The 17,678-nt window shown below is 58.9% G+C and carries 16 protein-coding genes; 5 read left to right on the top strand and 11 right to left on the bottom strand.

All coding sequences use genetic code 11. From position 1 onward, the window contains the following. The first annotated feature begins 164 nt into the window (after positions 1-164). A complete protein-coding gene (locus C1Y43_RS13600) occupies positions 165-1,034 on the top strand; it encodes an MBL fold metallo-hydrolase (protein ID WP_104188548.1) in 870 nt (289 codons plus the stop codon). 56 nt (positions 1,035-1,090) lie between these two features. On the opposite strand, the gene C1Y43_RS13605 is transcribed toward C1Y43_RS13600, so the two are convergent. Beyond that, positions 1,091-1,855, bottom strand: coding sequence for an SDR family NAD(P)-dependent oxidoreductase (locus C1Y43_RS13605; protein ID WP_104188549.1), 765 nt, complete (start codon positions 1,853-1,855; stop codon positions 1,091-1,093). Positions 1,856-2,133: 278 nt separating this feature from the next. Between C1Y43_RS13605 and C1Y43_RS13610 the strand changes: the two genes are divergently transcribed. From C1Y43_RS13610 to C1Y43_RS13620, 3 genes are read left to right on the top strand one after another with little or no spacing between them, the layout of a single operon-like run. Then, on the top strand, positions 2,134-2,883 hold the full coding sequence (locus C1Y43_RS13610; protein WP_233209835.1) for a gluconate 2-dehydrogenase subunit 3 family protein: 750 nt from the start codon (positions 2,134-2,136) through the stop codon (positions 2,881-2,883). Further along, positions 2,884-4,650 carry a GMC family oxidoreductase gene (locus C1Y43_RS13615; protein WP_104188552.1) on the top strand — a complete coding sequence of 589 codons (1,767 nt, stop codon included), beginning with the start codon at positions 2,884-2,886 and terminating at the stop codon, positions 4,648-4,650. Further along, complete coding sequence (locus tag C1Y43_RS13620; protein WP_058758428.1) at positions 4,647-5,861, top strand: cytochrome c; 1,215 nt, start codon at positions 4,647-4,649, stop codon at positions 5,859-5,861. Before C1Y43_RS13615 ends, C1Y43_RS13620 begins: the two co-directional genes overlap by 4 nt. 49 nt (positions 5,862-5,910) lie before the next feature. Here the strand turns inward: C1Y43_RS13620 and C1Y43_RS13625 are convergent, their stop codons facing one another. The 3 genes from C1Y43_RS13625 to dalD are packed head-to-tail and all read right to left on the bottom strand — an operon-like array spanning position 5,911 to position 10,085. Beyond that, positions 5,911-7,191: an MFS transporter gene (locus C1Y43_RS13625; protein WP_021509191.1), complete on the bottom strand. Its 1,281-nt coding sequence runs from the start codon at positions 7,189-7,191 to the stop codon at positions 5,911-5,913. A gap of 29 nt (positions 7,192-7,220) precedes the next feature. Continuing rightward, entirely contained in the window at positions 7,221-8,690 is a 1,470-nt protein-coding gene (xylB, locus tag C1Y43_RS13630) for a xylulokinase (protein ID WP_104188554.1), read from the bottom strand. A gap of 12 nt (positions 8,691-8,702) precedes the next feature. After that, entirely contained in the window at positions 8,703-10,085 is a 1,383-nt protein-coding gene (gene dalD / locus C1Y43_RS13635; protein ID WP_031280035.1) for a D-arabinitol 4-dehydrogenase, read from the bottom strand. Between the two features lie 196 nt (positions 10,086-10,281). Between dalD and C1Y43_RS13640 the strand changes: the two genes are divergently transcribed. Continuing rightward, positions 10,282-11,229 (top strand): sugar-binding transcriptional regulator, encoded by a 948-nt coding sequence (locus tag C1Y43_RS13640; protein ID WP_058785604.1) that lies wholly within the window; start codon positions 10,282-10,284, stop codon positions 11,227-11,229. Between the two features lie 102 nt (positions 11,230-11,331). Here the strand turns inward: C1Y43_RS13640 and hisP are convergent, their stop codons facing one another. The 7 genes from hisP to cvpA all read right to left on the bottom strand — a co-directional run bounded on the left by hisP (position 11,332) and on the right by cvpA (position 17,484). Beyond that, positions 11,332-12,105, bottom strand: a complete 774-nt coding sequence (gene hisP, locus C1Y43_RS13645; RefSeq protein WP_021509187.1) for a histidine ABC transporter ATP-binding protein HisP — start codon at positions 12,103-12,105, stop codon at positions 11,332-11,334. 8 nt (positions 12,106-12,113) lie between these two features. Continuing rightward, positions 12,114-12,830 (bottom strand): ABC transporter permease, encoded by a 717-nt coding sequence (locus C1Y43_RS13650; RefSeq protein WP_021509186.1) that lies wholly within the window; start codon positions 12,828-12,830, stop codon positions 12,114-12,116. Beyond that, entirely contained in the window at positions 12,827-13,513 is a 687-nt protein-coding gene (locus C1Y43_RS13655; protein WP_021509185.1) for a histidine ABC transporter permease HisQ, read from the bottom strand. The genes C1Y43_RS13650 and C1Y43_RS13655 overlap by 4 nt, the downstream gene beginning before the upstream one ends. 194 nt (positions 13,514-13,707) lie before the next feature. Next, positions 13,708-14,490, bottom strand: coding sequence for a lysine/arginine/ornithine ABC transporter substrate-binding protein ArgT (gene argT / locus C1Y43_RS13660; RefSeq protein WP_031280032.1), 783 nt, complete (start codon positions 14,488-14,490; stop codon positions 13,708-13,710). Between the two features lie 274 nt (positions 14,491-14,764). Continuing rightward, the gene (locus tag C1Y43_RS13665; RefSeq protein WP_058769895.1) at positions 14,765-15,334 is read right to left on the bottom strand and encodes a UbiX family flavin prenyltransferase; all 570 of its coding nucleotides are present in this window, start codon (positions 15,332-15,334) and stop codon (positions 14,765-14,767) included. A 113-nt stretch (positions 15,335-15,447) separates the two neighbouring features. Beyond that, positions 15,448-16,965: an amidophosphoribosyltransferase gene (purF, locus tag C1Y43_RS13670; RefSeq protein ID WP_021509182.1), complete on the bottom strand. Its 1,518-nt coding sequence runs from the start codon at positions 16,963-16,965 to the stop codon at positions 15,448-15,450. Positions 16,966-16,998: 33 nt separating this feature from the next. Continuing rightward, on the bottom strand, positions 16,999-17,484 hold the full coding sequence (gene cvpA, locus C1Y43_RS13675) for a colicin V production protein (RefSeq protein WP_021509181.1): 486 nt from the start codon (positions 17,482-17,484) through the stop codon (positions 16,999-17,001). Positions 17,485-17,678 lie beyond the last annotated feature (194 nt).

Here is a 17,678-nt window from a genome sequence, read left to right on the forward strand (position 1 = left end):
GGGTCTCAACTCTGTCAAAAATGACACTGGTCACCTTAACGGTGTTAGCGTCATTATCGCGCTAACAGCCACTGACGCAGCATTATCATCGCGCTAATCCGCCGCGAAAATTGCCGCGTTATTTTGTTTAACGTGAACGAATAAATTAGCGCACTGAGATCATTATGAGCCAGGCAATATTTTCATACACCACCGGGAAATATCAGGTCAGCGCCATCAGCGACGGCACTATGCAAGCCAGTCTGAGTTTATTAACGGACATTCACCACGACGATGCGGTCGATCTGCAACGTCAGGCAGGCATAGCACAGCCGGGCGACATCCATGTGTTTTGTTATCTGATCCGCGGTCAGGGACGCGTGATTCTGGTGGATACCGGGATGGGAAAACGCGATGCGCAGAGCGGCAAACTACTGCCTCATCTGCAGCTGGCCGGGGTAACGCCGGACGACATCGATACCCTGTTATTAACCCATGCGCACCCCGATCATATTGGCGGCTTGCTGGACAGCGCGGGTCAGCCGGTCTTCCGCCATGCCCGGCTCTGCCTCAGCCACAGCGAAGCCGCCTTCTGGCAGGATGATGCGGCGATCAGCCAGCTGAGTGAACGCGCGCAGTTAAACGCGGCGCTGGTGCGGCGCACGCTGCAGGCTTATGGCCCGCGGCTGCAGCTGATGGCGGATGAGGAGATCAGCCCGGGAATCCGTGCGCTGGCGTTGCCCGGTCATACTCCGGGGCATTGCGGGTTTCGCATTGATTCAGACGGCGAGCGTTTATTGATTTGGGGTGATATTGTGCATTACCCGCCTGTGCAGCTGGCCTGCCCGCAGGTTTCCATTGCCTTCGATATCGATCCCGTCATGGCCAGAGAGACGCGCCGGCGTATTTTGCAGCAGGTCGCAGCGGAAAATACGGTGATTGCCGGCATGCATTTTGGCGCGTCTGGCTTTGCCAGAATCGTGGCGTTAGAGAACGGCGGTTATACGGCCAGCTATGTGTCAGCATGTGACGATGGCGAAGCGGGTGAGCCATGACCGACTAACAGGCGGATTGACGGTGACATTACACCTGACTCTCCGCCTGTTATCACTCACGCCTGTTTCGGCTGGCCGTTCGACGCCGTCAGGCCGCCATCGACCGGCAGGTTAACCCCGGTGATATAACGCGCGTCGTCGCTGGCGATGAAAGCAATCGCGCTGGCGATATCTTCCGGTTCACCGGCACGGCCCAGCGGAATACGGTCATAGAAGCGTGCGAGCAGCGTCTCATCGTTTTTCATCTCTTCGGTGAGATCGGTGAAGGTAAAACCAGGGCAAACGGCGTTAACGCGCACGCCGTCGGTGCCATAATCCATCGCCAGCGCGCGGGTAAAATTGGTCACCGCGCCCTTGGCGGCGTTGTAGACACTCATGCCCCAGTCGCCGCCCAGTCCGGATACCGACGAGGTATTCACCACGTTGCCTTTACTGTTGAGCAGCGCGGGCATAAAGAAGTGGGTGCAGTAAAATACACCGTCGAGGTCAGTACTCATCAGCGACTTCCAGTCCGCTATCGACACTTCATGAATTTTGCCCTGCACGATGCTGCCGGCGTTATTCACCAGCACATCCACGCGCCCATACTGCTGCTGCACCTGCTCTGCCAGTTGTTTAACCTGATCCGCATCGCCGACGTCGCAGGGTGCCACCAGATGATTTTCGCCGCTCAGCGTGCTCAGCACCTGTTCCAGCTTGTCACGGGTTCTGCCCACCAGCACCACCTGTGCGCCTTCACTGGCGAAACGCTGCGCCGCTGCGGCACCAATGCCGGATCCGGCTCCGGTAATCACCACCACTTTCTCTGCAAAGCGCGACATATTTCCTCCAGGTTATTTCGTGGTTGAAACGGTTAAGCCTGGCAGCCAGCGCGCTGAGTTCAAGCGAAGCCTGCAGATTTAACGTGGCGCTTAGTTCAGGAAATAACCGGCGGATTATCAAATAGTGCACTTTTTTGTACGGTTATTGGTCGCCACCACTCAGCCCGTCTACAGTTAACATTCGCCATAAAAATTTACAAAAACTGAAGATTCCGGCCCGTTATGCCGCCGCGCACGCCGGCCGGTTACGCCTTATCTTGTTACTCTGTCTGGAAGCGATGATGAAAAAACGAGCCAAAACCCTGCCCGGTGTCACACGACGCCAGGTCCTGACCTGGTCGACGCTGGGCGTTGTCGCTGGCGTCACCCGCGCCGCCGATGCTGTCTCCCTCAAGGGCGCTCCCGGCTGGACCCCCTTCGCCGATAACCCACCAGAACAGTTCCAGGCTCAGGGCTGGCTGTTCTTCACCGATGAAGAAGCGCGCACCGTGGAAGCCATGGTTGACCGCATTATCCCGGCGGACGAGCTGAGCGTGGGCGGCAAAGAAGCCGGCTGCGCTGTCTTTATCGACCGCCAGCTGCACGGCTTTTATGGCACCTTTGAACGTCTCTACATGCAGGGCCCGTTTCAGCAGGGCACCACCGAGCAGGGCGACCAGTCGCCGCTGGTGCCGCAACAGCGCTATCGCCAGGGGCTGGCGGCGCTCAACCGCTACGTGCAGCAAACCTCGCAAAAGAACTTTGTCGATCTGACGCCAGCGCAGCAGGACGCGCTGCTGGCAGACATGGAAGCCGGTAAGGTGCATTTCAGCGGCTTTGATGCGCAGTCGCTGTTTCTCGAGGTGCTGAACAACACCATGGAAGGTTTCTTTGCCGATCCGATCTACGGCGGCAACAAAGACATGGTGTCGTGGAAGATGCTGGGCTTTCCCGGCGCGCGCTACGACTATCGCGAATACATTGAGCGCCATAACGAAAATCTGGGCTTAGAGCCGATCAGCATTGCGCAATGGAAAGCACGGGGATAGATGATGAAGAAATTACCGAAAACCGATGTGGTGGTGATTGGTCTCGGCTGGGCCGGATCGATTATCGCCAATGAACTGGCCGACGAAGGCCTGGAAGTGATCGGCATTGAGCGCGGCCCGTGGCGCGACACCGCGCGCGACTTCAATATTGGCACCGTCACCGACGAGCTGCGCTACGTGATGCGCGAAGAGCTGATGCTGCGTACGCGGCAGAACACCTGCACCATGCGCAACAATCCGTCGCAAACCGCCCTGCCGATGCGTACCTGGGGCTCGTTCCATCCGGGCAACGGCACCGGCGGCGCGGGCAACCACTGGGCCGGCATTACCTTTCGCTTTCAGCCGGAAGAGTTTCGCCTGAAAAGCCACCTGACCGAACGCTACGGTGCCAGTGCCATTCCGGATGAGCTGGTGCTGCAGGACTGGGGCACCAGCTGGGAAGAGATGGAGCCGCACTACATGCAGTTTGAGCGCGTGGCCGGCACCTCGGGTTACGCCGGCAATATTCAGGGAGAGAAACGGGCGGGCGGCAATCCGTTCGAAGGTGCGCGGTCGGCCGACTATCCGACACCGCCGCTGCGCCAGCCCTATGGTCCGACGCTGTTTGCCGAAGCAGCAAAAAATCTCGGCTACCAGCCGTTTCCGGTGCCCTCCTCGCTGGTCTCCGAGGCGTACACCAATCCCTATGGCGTCACCATGGGTCCCTGCACCTTCTGCGGCTTCTGCACCAACTACGGCTGCGCCAACTACTCGAAAGCCAGCGCCATCACCACCGTGCTGCCGGCGCTGATGCGCAAAGAGAACTTTACCGCGTATACCAACTGCGAAGTGCTGGAAGTGCTGACCGATGCCAGCGGCAAACAGGCCACCGGTGTCACCTACATTGATTCCTCCGGCGATAAGTGGGAACAGCCAGCCGATCTGGTGATCGTCGCCGCCTTTACCTTTGAAAACGTGCGCCTGATGCTGCTCTCCGGCATTGGCCAGGCTTATGATCCGGTCACCAATAAAGGCACCACCGGTCGCAATTACGCCTACCAGACCGCCAACGGCGTCACGCTGTTTTTTGACAACAAAAACTTTAACCCGTTTATCGGTGCCGGCGCGGTGGGCATGGGCATTGATGAATTTAATAATGATAATTTTGACCACAGCGGTCTGGGCTTCTTCGGCGGCGGCAGCATCCGCGTGACGCCCATCGGCTCGGCACCGATTGGCTACCGGCCGCTGCCGCCCAACACGCCCAAATGGGGCTCGAAGTGGAAACGCGCGCTGAAAGATAACTACCTCAGCACCATGTCGATTGGCTGCGAGGCCAGCAGCTACACCACGCGCACCAACTATCTGTCGCTGGATCCCAACTACAAAGATCCGCACGGCCGGCCGCTGCTGCGCATTACCTTCGACTTTGCGGCGAACGATCTGAAAATGGCGCAGTACTGCACGGGTAAAGTGGCGGAAATCGCTAAATCGATGAACCCGCGCGAGATGATTGTCAAACCGATGACCGGCCACTGGAGCAGCGTGCCGTATCAGTCGTCGCACGTGGTTGGCGGCTTTATCATGGGCAGCGATCCCTCAACCAGCTCGGTCAATAAACATCTGCAGGTGTGGGATGTACCGAACCTGTTCGTGGTGGGCGCGTCAGCCTTTCCGCAAAACCCGGGCTATAACCCGACCGGCACCGTCGGCGCGCTGGCATTCAAAGCGGCGCATGCGATTCGTCACTACTATCTGCAACGTCCCGGGGAGATGATTACCGCATGAAAACACGCCTCTCTCTGTGCGCTGCCGCGCTGCTGCTCACCAGCTTTGTGTCTCACGCCCAGCCGGAATACGATCAGTACGCGCGCGGCAGCTATATCGCCACGCTGGCGGACTGCACCGCCTGCCACACCGCCGATCCGCAGCAGCCGTTTGCCGGGGGCGTCAGGTTGCAGACGCCGTTTGGTACGCTGGTCGGCGCTAACATCACGCCGGACCGCGAAACCGGCATCGGCAACTGGCGCTATGAAGATTTCCGCCGCGCCATGACCGAGGGTATCGGCCACGGCGGCAAGCGGCTGTACGGCGCGATGCCGTTCACCGCGTACACCAAAATGTCGGATAAGGATCTGCAGGATTTGTGGGCATGGATGCAGACGCTGCAGCCGATACACAACCCGGTCGAGACCAATCAGCTGCCCTTCCCTTTCAACATCCGTACCAGCCTGATGGTGTGGAACTGGATCAACTTTGACCAGGGCGCGTTCCAGCCGGACGCCCGTCAATCCGCCCAGTGGAATCGCGGTGCGTATCTGGTGCAGGGCGCGGGCCACTGCGGCACCTGCCACACGCCGAAAAACCTGCTCGGCGGCGATAAAAACGGCGCGTTCCTGCGTGGTGAAGTGGTCGAAGGCTGGATGGCGCCGGATATCACCGCGAACCCGCACAGCGGGCTGGGCAAATGGAGCCAGCAGGATATCGTCAGCTACCTGCGTACCGGCGTGAACCGTTTCGATATCGCTTCCGGTCCGATGGCCGACGCGGTGCGTCACTCCACGCAGCACTGGCGCGATGAAGATCTGCAGGCGGTGGCGGTGTACCTGAAAAGCGGGGAATCGCGTGATGAGAAAGCGCCCGCCGCACTTGCCGCGACGGACGATCGCATGAAGCTGGGCGCGCAAATCTATGCGGCGAAGTGTTCAGCCTGCCACAGCCCGGGCGGTCGCGGTGAGAAGAATATCTTCCCGCAGCTGGCGGACAATCCGTTGCTCAATCAGGAGGATGCTACCTCGCTGATTCGGGTGGTCGCCGCCGGCAGTCGCGGTGTCGATACTGATGCCCGCCCCACGGCACCGGCAATGCCGGCCTTTGCCGGCACGCTGGGTGATGAGGAGATCGCCGCAGTGGTGAGCTACATCCGCAACAGCTGGGGAAATGCCGCCGCACCGGTCAGCGCTGACGACGTGAAGAAAGTGAAACAGAAGCTGGAATAGCGCCGTGTCAGCACCGGCAGCGGCGGCTGCCGGTGCGACAGGCTCAGCTTTAGCTGCGCTGCTGCACCACCGACGACTTCACCGCTGACGCTTCCCGCGTGTGTCCCGGCTGCGGCACACGGATAATAAAGGTCAGCACGCCGGCGAACAGGTAGAGCGCGGTATAGGCCCACACCACCCCGACGATATCGAAGAACGGCAGCAGCAGCGAGGCAATCGCCGGGGCAACAAAGTTACTCAGCCCGGCCGACAGATTGTAAATCGATACCGCTGCGCCCTTATGATGCGGTTCCAGCGTCGGGAACACCGCGGTCATTGGCACAAAGGCAGCGACAAAGATCCCCAGCATGATCGCCGGAATCAGCGCCACCCAGAAGTTATGCCCGGCATACAGCGGCAGGTAGTAAAACGCCAGGCTGGAGATCGCCATACCGAGACAGCCGAACCAGCGCACCTGACGGATCCAGCCCAGCTTCTCACCGGTAATGCCCCAGAAAATATTGGTAAAGATGGTGACGAAGAAAAACACCGCCCAAATCTGCAGCCATTCGGAGATGGTAAAGCCGAGCCGATCGACAAACAGCAGCGGCATGATGATGGCAAAACCGAACAGCGACAGCGTATTGATGATGCGGATCAGGCAGGCATAAAACACATGCTGGTTGGTGAACAGAATGGTTACGGCACGCGACATCTCCGTCATCTTATCGCGCAGCGGCAGATTAACGCGGGAACGGTCCACCGGCACGTTGCGCAGGCTGAAGTAGGCCAGCACGCCGCCGCACGCCACCCAGACAATCGCCAGCCATAAGGTGCCGGTTTCGCCCAGCATCGGGATGGTCAGGCTCGGCAGATAGCTGCCCACCACGCCAATCCCCACTGAGTACATCGCCCAGAACCAGCCGGTGGCGGCGGCCAGCTTGTCACGCGGCAGCACCTGCACCAGCATCATCATGAACGAGTAGATAAACAGCGGATAGGCCAGTCCGCGAATACCGTAGAACAGTACCATCAGCGGATAGTTACGCAGCCCGAGCCCCAGCGACATAAACAGCGCATGCATGACGATCCACAGCACAAAGCCAATCATCATGGCGCGCTGCGGCGTAATCAGCTCCGCCACCACGCCGGAGGCCCACGCCGCCAGCGCGGCGGCCAGGCCGTAAAACGTAAACACTACCGCCGACTGGGCCGGCGAAAAGCCCATGTCAGTGATGTGGCGCGAGAGAAACGCCATTTCGAAGCCGTCGCCGGCCATGAAAATGGCGATCGCCAGAAAGCCCCAGAACATCTTTTTCGGTAAGCCAAACCAGTATGCGTTCGATTGCATGACAATCTTCCTTCCGTTCGCTAATCCGATCAGGCAGGCAGCAACGCGCGCGCCTGCTGTTGTTGTACATAGAGTTCACGGAACAGGCGCAGCCGCTGCTGCAGCACGGCCCCGCGCGCCGCATCGGGCTGATAGCGCGCCTGCACCGGCGGCTTCAGGCACACGTCGGCTTCGCTGCCGCCGTCGGCCAGCCACGCCAGTCGCGCCGCACCCAGCGCGCCGGAGGCGCTGGCCGGATGGGTCACTATCGGCAGCTGCAGCACGTCGGCAATCAGCTGCGCCCACAGCGTGCTGCGCGCGCCGCCGCCGGTCAGGCTGCACTGCTGAATCTGCTGCTGCGTATCGCCCAGCACCGCCAGACCATCCGCCAGGCCAAACGCCACGCCCTCAATCACCGCATAGCCGAGCAGCGCGCGCGGCGTTTCGTGGCGTAAATGGAAAAATGCTCCGGTCGCCTGCGGATCGTTATGCGGCGTGCGTTCACCAGAGAGATACGGCAGAAACAGCGGTGCCTGACGCAGCTGTTCCGCACTGAGCTGTGCCATCTCGTCCATCAGCTGGCTTTCGGTGACCGACAGCAGATTGCACAACCAGCGCAGACAGCTGGCGGCGCTGAGCATCACGCTCATCTGGTGCCAGCGTCCCGGCAGCGCATGGCAGAAAGCGTGCACGCCGGATTGCGGATCGGCGCGCAGCCGATCGTTAACCACAAAAATCACGCCCGACGTGCCGAGCGAGATAAAGGCATCGCCCGCATTAACCGCACCGACGCCCACCGCCGATGCGGCGTTATCACCGCCGCCGCCGGCCACGCTCACCGTGGCGGCTAAGCCCCATTCGCTGGCCAGATCGGCGCGCAGCGTGGCGCTGACCGCGCTGCCCTCAACCAGTTCGGGCATCTGTGCGCGCGTCAGCCCGCTGATCGCCAGCAGTGCGTCAGACCAGTCGCGCTGCGCCACGTCGAGCCACAGCGTACCGGCGGCGTCCGACGGCTCGCTGACAAAGCGCCCGGTCAGACGCCAGCGCAGGTAGTCCTTGGGCAGCAACACCTTGTCGATGCGGCGGAAGATTTCGGGCTCATGTTCCGCCACCCAGTGCAGTTTCGGCGCGGTAAAGCCGGGCATAATCAGGTTGGCGGCGATCTGCATCATCTGCGGATGCTGCTGGCGCAGCGCATCACACTGCGCCGCGCTGCGCGTGTCGTTCCACAATATGCACGGCCGCAGCACCTCACCGGCGGCATCCAGCAGCACGGCGCCGTGCATCTGACCGGAGAGACCGATGGCGCGAATCGCGGCCCACGCGTCCGGTGCCTGCTGGCGCAGCCCGGCGATCGCCTGACCACACGCCTGCCACCAGCGCTCGGGGTCCTGCTCCGCCCAGTGCGGATGCGGGCGCTGCACGCTGAGCGTGGCGTGATTCGACGCCACAATCTCGCCCTGCGGGTTGACGATCAGCGCTTTGAGTTCTGAGGTGCCAATATCAATGCCGAGATACATGCTGTGCGCTCCTTACACCGTCGCCGGCTGCAGCAGTTGCTGCTCAATGGCGTCTACGCTGCGCGTCACCAGCGCATGAAAAGCGCGGTCATCGGCCAGTTCGGCAAACAGCGCGCGGTCGCTGAGGAAGGTTTGTAGCGCATTCTCGCCGCTCAGCTGCTGGCGCAGCGCGTCAGCATTGAGCACGCCATCCTGATACGCATACGGCAACTGGTTGCTGGCCCAGCGTTGCAGGAACAGGTAGAACAGCGCCGGCAGCACGGCGGTAGCGGTCGGTTCTGCGCCGCGCTGATAGCATTCGCGCAGCGTCGGCGTCACCATGCCGGGGATTTTCGATAGCCCATCGGCACCAACGCGCTGGTTGGTATCTTTGATATAGGGATTGCTAAAGCGCGCCAGCACCACGTCGCGATAATCCGCCAGATCGAGCGGGCTGGGCGACAGCGACGGGATCACGTCCTGCGTGATGTAGTCATACGCCAGCTGATAAATCGCAGGCTGACGCGTGCTGTCATCAATGTAGTCATGGCCGGTGAGCGTGCCGGCCCAGGCAATCGCTGCGTGCGTGGCATTGAGAATGCGGATTTTCGCCTCTTCCCACGGCAGCACCGACGCCACCAGCTCCACGCCCACCTTTTCCAGCGCCGGGCGTCCGGCGATGAAATCATCCTCAATCACCCACTGGATAAACGATTCCGCCATCACCGCCGCGCCATCGTCTTTGCCGGTGGCCGCTTTGACGCGTTCGGCGACATCCGGCGTGGGGCGCGGCGTGATGCGATCCACCATGGTGTTTGGCGAAGTGGTGTTATCGCGCACCCAGCTGGCCAGCGCACTGTCGCCCTGCGCGGCGAGAAACGCCAGCATGCCGTGACGGAAACGTTCGCCGTTGTGACGCAGGTTGTCGCAGTTGAGCAGCGTGACCGGCGCACCGCCGCTGGCCACGCGCTGGCGCAGAATGCGGGTCAGCGCGCCGTAAATAGTGCGCGCCTCACCACGGAGATCGGCCTGGATATCCGCCTGGCTGAGATCGAGCTCATGCGCCGGCGTCAGGTAATAACCGGCTTCGGTCACGGTAAAACCGATCACTTTTGTCTCAGCGCTGGCGCCCTGTGCCACCAGCGCACTGATCTCCGCGTCCCACGGCAGGATGGTGCGCAGCGAAGTAATGGTTTCATACGCGCGCTCGCCCTCCGGCGTCACGGTTTCCAGTACGTACTCGCCGTTTTGCGCCTGCAGCTGGTTGAGCAGCGCTACCGCATCGCCGCGGATGTTGCCGAGCGCGATGCTCCAGCTGTCATCGCCCTGCTGGCGCAGCTGGTGCAGATACCACGCCTGATGCGCGCGGTGAAAAGAGCCTGCGCCGATATGCATCCACACTGATTTCGTCGTCATAGTCGCCTCGAAATAAACATTTGCCACAATGGAGGGCATTTGCCCGATGAGGCGTAGCATAGTCGCCGCCGGGGCGATCGTTCTGCGAGATCCATCACATTTAATACTTTTGCTCTTTTTTAGGGCTTTTGCTCAGTTAACGCTTCAGGGGCAAGACGCGATAAACTGGCGCATCGGAGTTTGACGGAACAAGGCGATGAGCAGAGAAGAGAAGAAGCAGGAGCTGGCAGCGCGGGCAGCGTGGATGTATTACGTGGCGGGCGTCACGCAGCAGGAGATTGCGCGCGCGCTGGGCTTATCGCGGCAGGTGGCGCAGCGGCTGGTCTCCAGCGCACGTGAAATGGGCATGGTCAGCGTGAAGATCGACCATCCGGTCACGCACTGCCTGCATCTGGCGCGCGAGATCGAACAAAAGTTTGGCCTGACGCTGTGCCGCGTGGTGCCGTCAGCCGGGCTGGATGATGAGGCGATTCAGCAAATGCTGGCGGTGGAAGGTGCGGCGGTGATGGCGCAGTTTATCAACGAAGAGACACCGCAGGTGTTTGGCATCGGTTCCGGTAAAACGCTGCGCTCGATGATTGATGCGCTGCCGTGGGTTGAACGGCCACAGCATCAGTGTGTGTCGATGATCGGTGCGATTGCGCGTGACGATTCCGGTACCCGCTACGACGTACCGCTGAAAATGGCGGAGAAGATGCAGGGCAAATATTTCTTCATTCCGGCGCCGCTGTATGCTGACACGCCGCAGGATAAGACGATGTGGGTGCAGCATCAGGTCTATCAGCGCGTCACCCAGCGTGCGCTGCAGGCGAACGTGGCGTTTGTCGGCATTGGCGAAGTGATGCCGGGCTGCCCGCTCAATGCCGAAGGCTTTATCACCGATGCGCAGGTAGAAGCGCTCAACGCGCGCGGCGTGGTGGGTGAAATGCTGGGGCATTTTTTCAATCAGCAGGGAGAGCGGGTGTACGGCGAAACCGACGAGCTGCTGACCAGCGTGCTGCTGGAGAGCCAGACGCAGCGCAATATCATCGGCTTTGCCGGCAGCGCGCGAAAATACGCAGCGATTCACGCCGCGCTGCACGGCGGCTGGATCTCCGGGCTGGTGACGGATGAAGACACCGCGCTGAAACTGCTGAATGATTAATTAAAAATTTCTGTGATTCGTCGCGGCGCGATGTATCGCGCGGATTTGTCCGCCGCATCGCCGGGAAACGCGCAATACATTGCGCCGCAACGGTTCAGAAACCTATTTCAACGATCCCTTCAAAAACTGCTGCAGGCGCGGGCTTTTCGGGTTGCCGAACAGTTCGTCTGGCGCGCCCTGCTCTTCGATTTTGCCCTGATGCAGAAAAATCACGTGGCTGGATACGTGACGGGCGAACTCCATCTCGTGCGTCACTACCACCATGGTTTTGCCCTCTTCGGCCAGCTTCTGCATGATGCGCAGCACTTCGCCTACCAGCTCCGGATCGAGCGCCGAGGTCGGTTCGTCAAACAGCAACACTTCCGGCTCCATCGCCAGCGCGCGGGCAATCGAGACACGCTGCTGCTGGCCGCCTGACAGATGCACCGGGTATTTGGCACGCGCGCGCGCATCAATACCGACTTTATCGAGGTATTTAATTGCCCGCTCACGCGCTTCGGCTTTGCTCAGCCCCAGCACCTGAATCGGTGCTTCAGTGACGTTATCCAGCACCGTCATGTGGCTCCACAAATTGAAATGCTGGAACACCATGGTCAGCCGGGTACGCAGCGAACGCAGCTGCTCTTTGTTGGCCACTTTCAGCTGGCCATCGGTGTCGCGCACCAGGTTTATCGCCTCGTTGTTGACCGCGATGGTGCCTTCACTCGGCTTTTCGAGGAAGTTGATGCAGCGTAAAAAGGTACTTTTCCCGGAACCGGACGAGCCAATAATGCTGATCACATCGCCGGCGTTGGCCTGCAGCGACACGCCCTTCAGAACTTCATGTTCACCGTAACGCTTATGCAGTTCGGTAACGCTTAATTTATTTTCAGCCATAGTCATACTCAGTGCGACGAAGAGGGTTTCACGTGCGCGAGGAAGCGGCGCTCCGCAAGGCGGAACAGGCTAATCAGCACGTAAGAGATAATCAGGTACAGCACCGCAGCGATGCCGAACGCGGTGAACGGCTGATAGGTCGCCGAGTTGATATCGCGCGCGATTTTTAGCAAATCCGGCACGGTGGCGGTGAACGCCAGCGCGGTGGAGTGCAGCATCAGAATCACTTCATTGCTGTAGGCGGGCAGCGCGGTGCGCAGCGCCGACGGCAGAATGATGCAGCGGTAAAGTTTAAACGGCGAGAAACCATAGGCGCGCGCGGCTTCGATTTCACCGTGTGGCACGGCGCGAATGGCACCGGCAAAAATCTCGGTGGTATAAGCACAGGTGTTCAGGGTAAATGCCAGCAGCGTACAGTTCAGGCCACTGCGGAAGAAGGCGTTCAGCAGCTCGGAGCCTTTCACCACCTCCAGCGTGTACATGCCGGAATAGAACACCAGCAGCTGCACATACAGCGGCGTGCCGCGAAACACATAGGTAAACAGCCACACCGGCGTGGAGATATAGCGATTTGGCGACACGCGCGCGATGGCCAGCAGCACCGCAAGGCTACCGCCAATCACTACGGACAGAATCAGCAGCCACAGCGTGATGGCCACGCCGGTAAAACGGTAACCGTCGGTCCAGAGCAGTTGTTTCCAGTACTCCTGAATAATCTCGATCATAACTCTGCCCTTTTCACCCCTACCGAGTAGCGGCGTTCAAGCCACCACAGCACGCCGTTGGACAGCGTGGTAAACACCAGATAAATCACCCCGGCAACAATCGCGAAGTAGAACGGTTGCCAGGTACTTTTGCCGGCCAGCTGCGTGGCTTTTACCACATCTTCAAGGCCGAGCAGCGACACCAGCGCGGTGGCTTTCAGGATCACCTGCCAGTTGTTGCCGATGCCGGGCAGCGCAAAGCGCATCATCGCCGGGAACAGAATGCGACGGAAAGTTTGCGAGCCGGTAAAGCCGAAGGCGGTGGCGGCTTCAATCTGCCCTTTCGGCACCGCGAGAAACGCGCCACGGAAGGTTTCAGTGAAGTAAGCACCGTAGATGAAGCCGAGCGTAATAATACCGGCCACCATCGGGTCGATATCAAACTGTGCCATGCCGAGCGCATCGGTTACGGCGTTGAGGGCAATCTGCAGACCGTAAAAGATCAGCAGCATCAGCACCAGGTCGGGCACGCCACGGATTAGCGTGGTGTAGCCTTCAAAAATCATCGCCAGCGGGCGATTGCGGGAGAGTTTGGCGCCGGCCCCTATCAGGCCCAGCACCACGGCCAGTACCACCGAGCTGAGCGCCAGCTCAAGAGTCACCAGCGTGCCTTTGAGAATTACTTCAGAATAGCCATACAACATGGGTTCGATCCTGTCGTGAGGGAAATAAACAAACGCTGTCCAACAACACACGGACAGTCCTGACCAGGGATGTGAATCACGGAAGGATGGTGGCAAGCGTATGAACTCCGGGAGTTTACATAAGTAAGCGCCCGGAGTGAATAGTTATGACCCACGTTAGCGTGACTCAATACACCCGTTCAGGAACAGGAGTCTTAATCGCCGTAAACGTTGAAATCAAAGTACTTCTTCGCAATCTTGTCGTAGGTACCGTCTTTTCGCATGTCGTTAAAGGCTTTGTCGATGGCAGCTTTCAAATCAGCGTCATCTTTACGCAGGCCCATACCGGTGCCGACGCCAAAGATTTTGTCATCTTTCACCGCCGGACCGGCGAAGGCGTAGTTTTTTCCGACCGGCTGCTTAAGGAAGCCTTCGCTCGCCTGCACTTCATCCTGGAACGCCGCGTCAATACGGCCAGCATTCAGGTCCTGATACACCAGATCCTGGTTGGCATACGGCGTGACGGTCACCCCTTTTGGACGCCAGTATTCATTGGCGTAGGTTTCCTGCGTGGTGCCCTGCAGCAGACCAATGTTCTTGCCCTTAAGCGACTCAATGGTCGGCTGCAGTTTAGACCCCTTCGGCGCCACTAAACGCGCGTTCGCTGCATACAGTTTTTCCGAGAAGGCGATCTCTTCCTGACGTTTCTCGGTGATTGAGAGTGAAGAGATGATGGCGTCGATCTTCTTCGCTTTCAGCGACGGGATCAGCGCATCGAAATCACTTTCCACATAAGTACATTTGGTCTTGATACGCTTACAGATCTCGTTGGCCAGGTCGATATCAAAGCCAACCAGCTGGCCCTGCGCGTTCTTGGACTCAAACGGCGGGTAAGTTGGATCGGTCCCGATGCGCAGCGACTGCGGTACCGCTGCGAACACGCTCGCAGCGCCGGACATAGCCAGCATCAGAGAAAGAGCCAGAACTCGCTTTTTCATAGGTAACCCTCAAGTGAAGTGCTTATTGTTATGTGGTGCGTGATGTGTTTGCGCTGAATGTTTTGCAGGTTTCATGCCAGTTGTGCAAATCGGCGAAACTGTGCGCAGGCGCACTAAATACCGCGTCCATCTGGGACGCAAGCACTTAGTTTGTGAGGGAAATATAACAGCGGTGTGAGGAAGAAAAAGTGAGATTGTTAACTTTTGGTGCACGAGATGCACGAACAGTGATCGGCCCCGCGCTTTTGCACGCATTCAGTGCATTATTGCACCATCATGCACCCTGCCAGCGGGTAAACAGATCTTCCGGCAACTCGATATCAAACTGATCCAGCACGCGGTTGACCGTCTGATCAATCAAATCGTCGATGCGCTGCGGGCGGTGATAAAACGCCGGCACCGGCGGCATAATCAGCGCGCCGAGTTCGGCGGCCGTGGTCATCATGCGCAGATGACCGAGATGCAGTGGGGTTTCCCGCACGCACAGCACCAGCCGGCGCTGCTCTTTCAGCACCACGTCGGCGGCGCGCGTCAGCAGACTGTCGCTGTAGCTGTGCACAATGCCCGACAGGGTTTTCATGGAACACGGCAGAATTGCCATACCCAGCGTTTTGAACGAGCCGGACGAGATGCTGGCGGCGATATCGCGCACATCGTGCACCACATCGGCCAGCGCCTGCACGTCACGCAGGCTGTAATCGGTCTCCAGCGCCAGCGTTTGCCGCGCCGCCGGGCTCATCACCAGATGGGTTTCCACTTCGGCTAACGGTTGCAGCACCTGCAGCATACGCACGCCGTAGATCGCGCCGCTGGCGCCGGAAATACCAATGATGAGTCGTTTCATAATTCAGCCTTGCTGCAAAAGAGTGCGCCAATAATAGCCGCTCCGCCGCCATAAATACAAAAACAAACAGGGCGGGATTGCGCCCGCCCTGTTTCGTCTGCCTGAGACTGACCTTAACCTTCGTTATGCAGTTCCAGGTTTTCCACTTCGTTCTGACGCGCAATCGCTTTGGCATCGTCGTTACGCAGCGACTGCAGATATTCCAGATACTGCAGGTCAACGTCTTTGGTGACGTAGATGCCGTTGAACACCGAGCATTCGAACTGGGCAATATCCGGGTTCTCTTCACGCACCGCGTCGATCAGATCCTGCAGATCCTGGAAAATCAGCGCATCGGCTTTAATCAGCTGTCGAATCTCTTCCACTTCACGGCCGTGCGCAATCAGCTCGGTAGCGCTCGGCATATCGATGCCGTAGACGTTAGGGAAGCGAATCTCCGGTGCCGCCGACGCCAGATAGACGCGCTTCGCACCCGCTTCACGCGCCATCTCGATAATCTGCTCAGAGGTGGTGCCGCGCACAATCGAGTCATCCACCAGCAGCACGTTTTTATCGCGGAACTCAGCGCGGTTGGCGTTGAGCTTACGGCGCACCGCACTGCGGCGCAGCTGCTGGCCCGGCATAATAAAGGTACGGCCCACGTAGCGGTTTTTCACAAAACCCTGGCGGTACGGCTTATCAAGAATACGGGCGATCTCCAGCGCGGTATCGGTCGAGGTTTCCGGAATCGGGATCACCACGTCAATATCAAGATCTTCCCACTCGCGGGCAATTTTCTCGCCCAGCTTGGTGCCCATGCGCACGCGTGCGCTGTAGACGGAGATCTTGTCGAGGAACGAGTCCGGACGCGCAAAGTAAACGTACTCGAACAGGCACGGATTGCTTTTCGGGTTCTCTGCGCACTGGCGCGTCGAGAGCTGACCCTGCTCGGTGATGTACACCGCTTCGCCTGGCGCAACGTCACGAATAAATTCGAAGCCCAGCGTATCCAGCGCCACGCTCTCTGAGGCCACCATGTATTCGGTGCGGCCATCGGCCAGCTCACGCTTGCCCAGTACCAGCGGACGGATACCGTTAGGATCGCGGAACGCAACCATGCCGTGACCGATAATCATCGCCACCACGGCGTAAGCGCCGCGCACCTGCTGATGCACTGCCGCCACGGCAGCAAAAATGTTGTCAGCTTCCAGCGGATAGTGCTGAAAACGATCCAGCTCCTGAGCAAAGATGTTGAGCAGGATTTCGGAATCTGAGGTGGTATTCACATGACGGCGACCGACTTCGAACAGCTGCTTGCGCAGTTCATGGGCGTTGGTCAGGTTACCGTTGTGAGCCAGCGTGATGCCGTACGGCGAGTTCACGTAGAAGGGCTGCGCTTCAGAGGCGCTGGAGCTGCCGGCAGTCGGATAACGCACGTGGCCGATACCCATATTTCCCTGCAAACGCTGCATGTGGCGCGCTTCAAATACGTCGCTGACCAGGCCATTGGCCTTACGCAGACGGAAGCAGTTCAGCGCATCGATGGTACAAATGCCGGCGGCATCCTGCCCGCGGTGCTGCAGCACCGTTAACGCGTCATAGATCGACTGGTTTACTGGCATAAAACCGGTGATACCAACAATACCGCACATGTTGTCATTTCCTCATTAGCCGCACTCCCGGTGTTACCGGGGTAAAAAACTCGACGTGCTTTTCAGGTAATCGAAAAACCACCTGATGATGTAACTGAACTGGGGAATGAGTTGAGACTGTTGCCAGTCCGGACTTTTTGAAAAGCCGGTGAATGTATCAAGGAAGAAGAGAATGGCGGATACAATCAGCACGCCACGCAACGCCCCGAAACAGACCCCCAACACCCTGTCGGTTCCCGACAAGCCGGTTTTCTCAACCAGCGAGCCGATCACATAGTTCACGATGGCACCCACAATCAGGGTGGCAACGAATAACACCGCGATGGCGATGCCGTTGCGAACCAGTTCGTCGTCAAAACCTGTAAACCAGACTGCAAGGTAGGCGTAGTAATGACTGGCGACAAAAAACGCGCATCCCCAGGTAACAAGAGATAAGGCTTCCCGGACAAACCCGCGAATCAGGCTGACCAGAGCCGAAAAACCAACTACCGCAATAATGACGTAATCAATCCAGATCATGAACGCTTCCAGTACAGTGCATTTGCACCCCTGCATCCAGTTCGGGGCGCATTCTAACAGAAAAAGAAAACGTTTGCGTAGGGTTTTCCGGTTCTGTCCCGAGAAAAAGGGCGATGAAAAAAACTTTCCTCGCCCTTGTTGATGTCAGCCGTTTAACCTGCTGATATTCCATAAATTTTCAGTAACGCTTCGCT

Source organism: Pantoea sp. ICBG 828, from assembly GCF_002928355.1.
Classification (GTDB): Bacteria; Pseudomonadota; Gammaproteobacteria; order Enterobacterales; family Enterobacteriaceae; genus Pantoea; species Pantoea dispersa.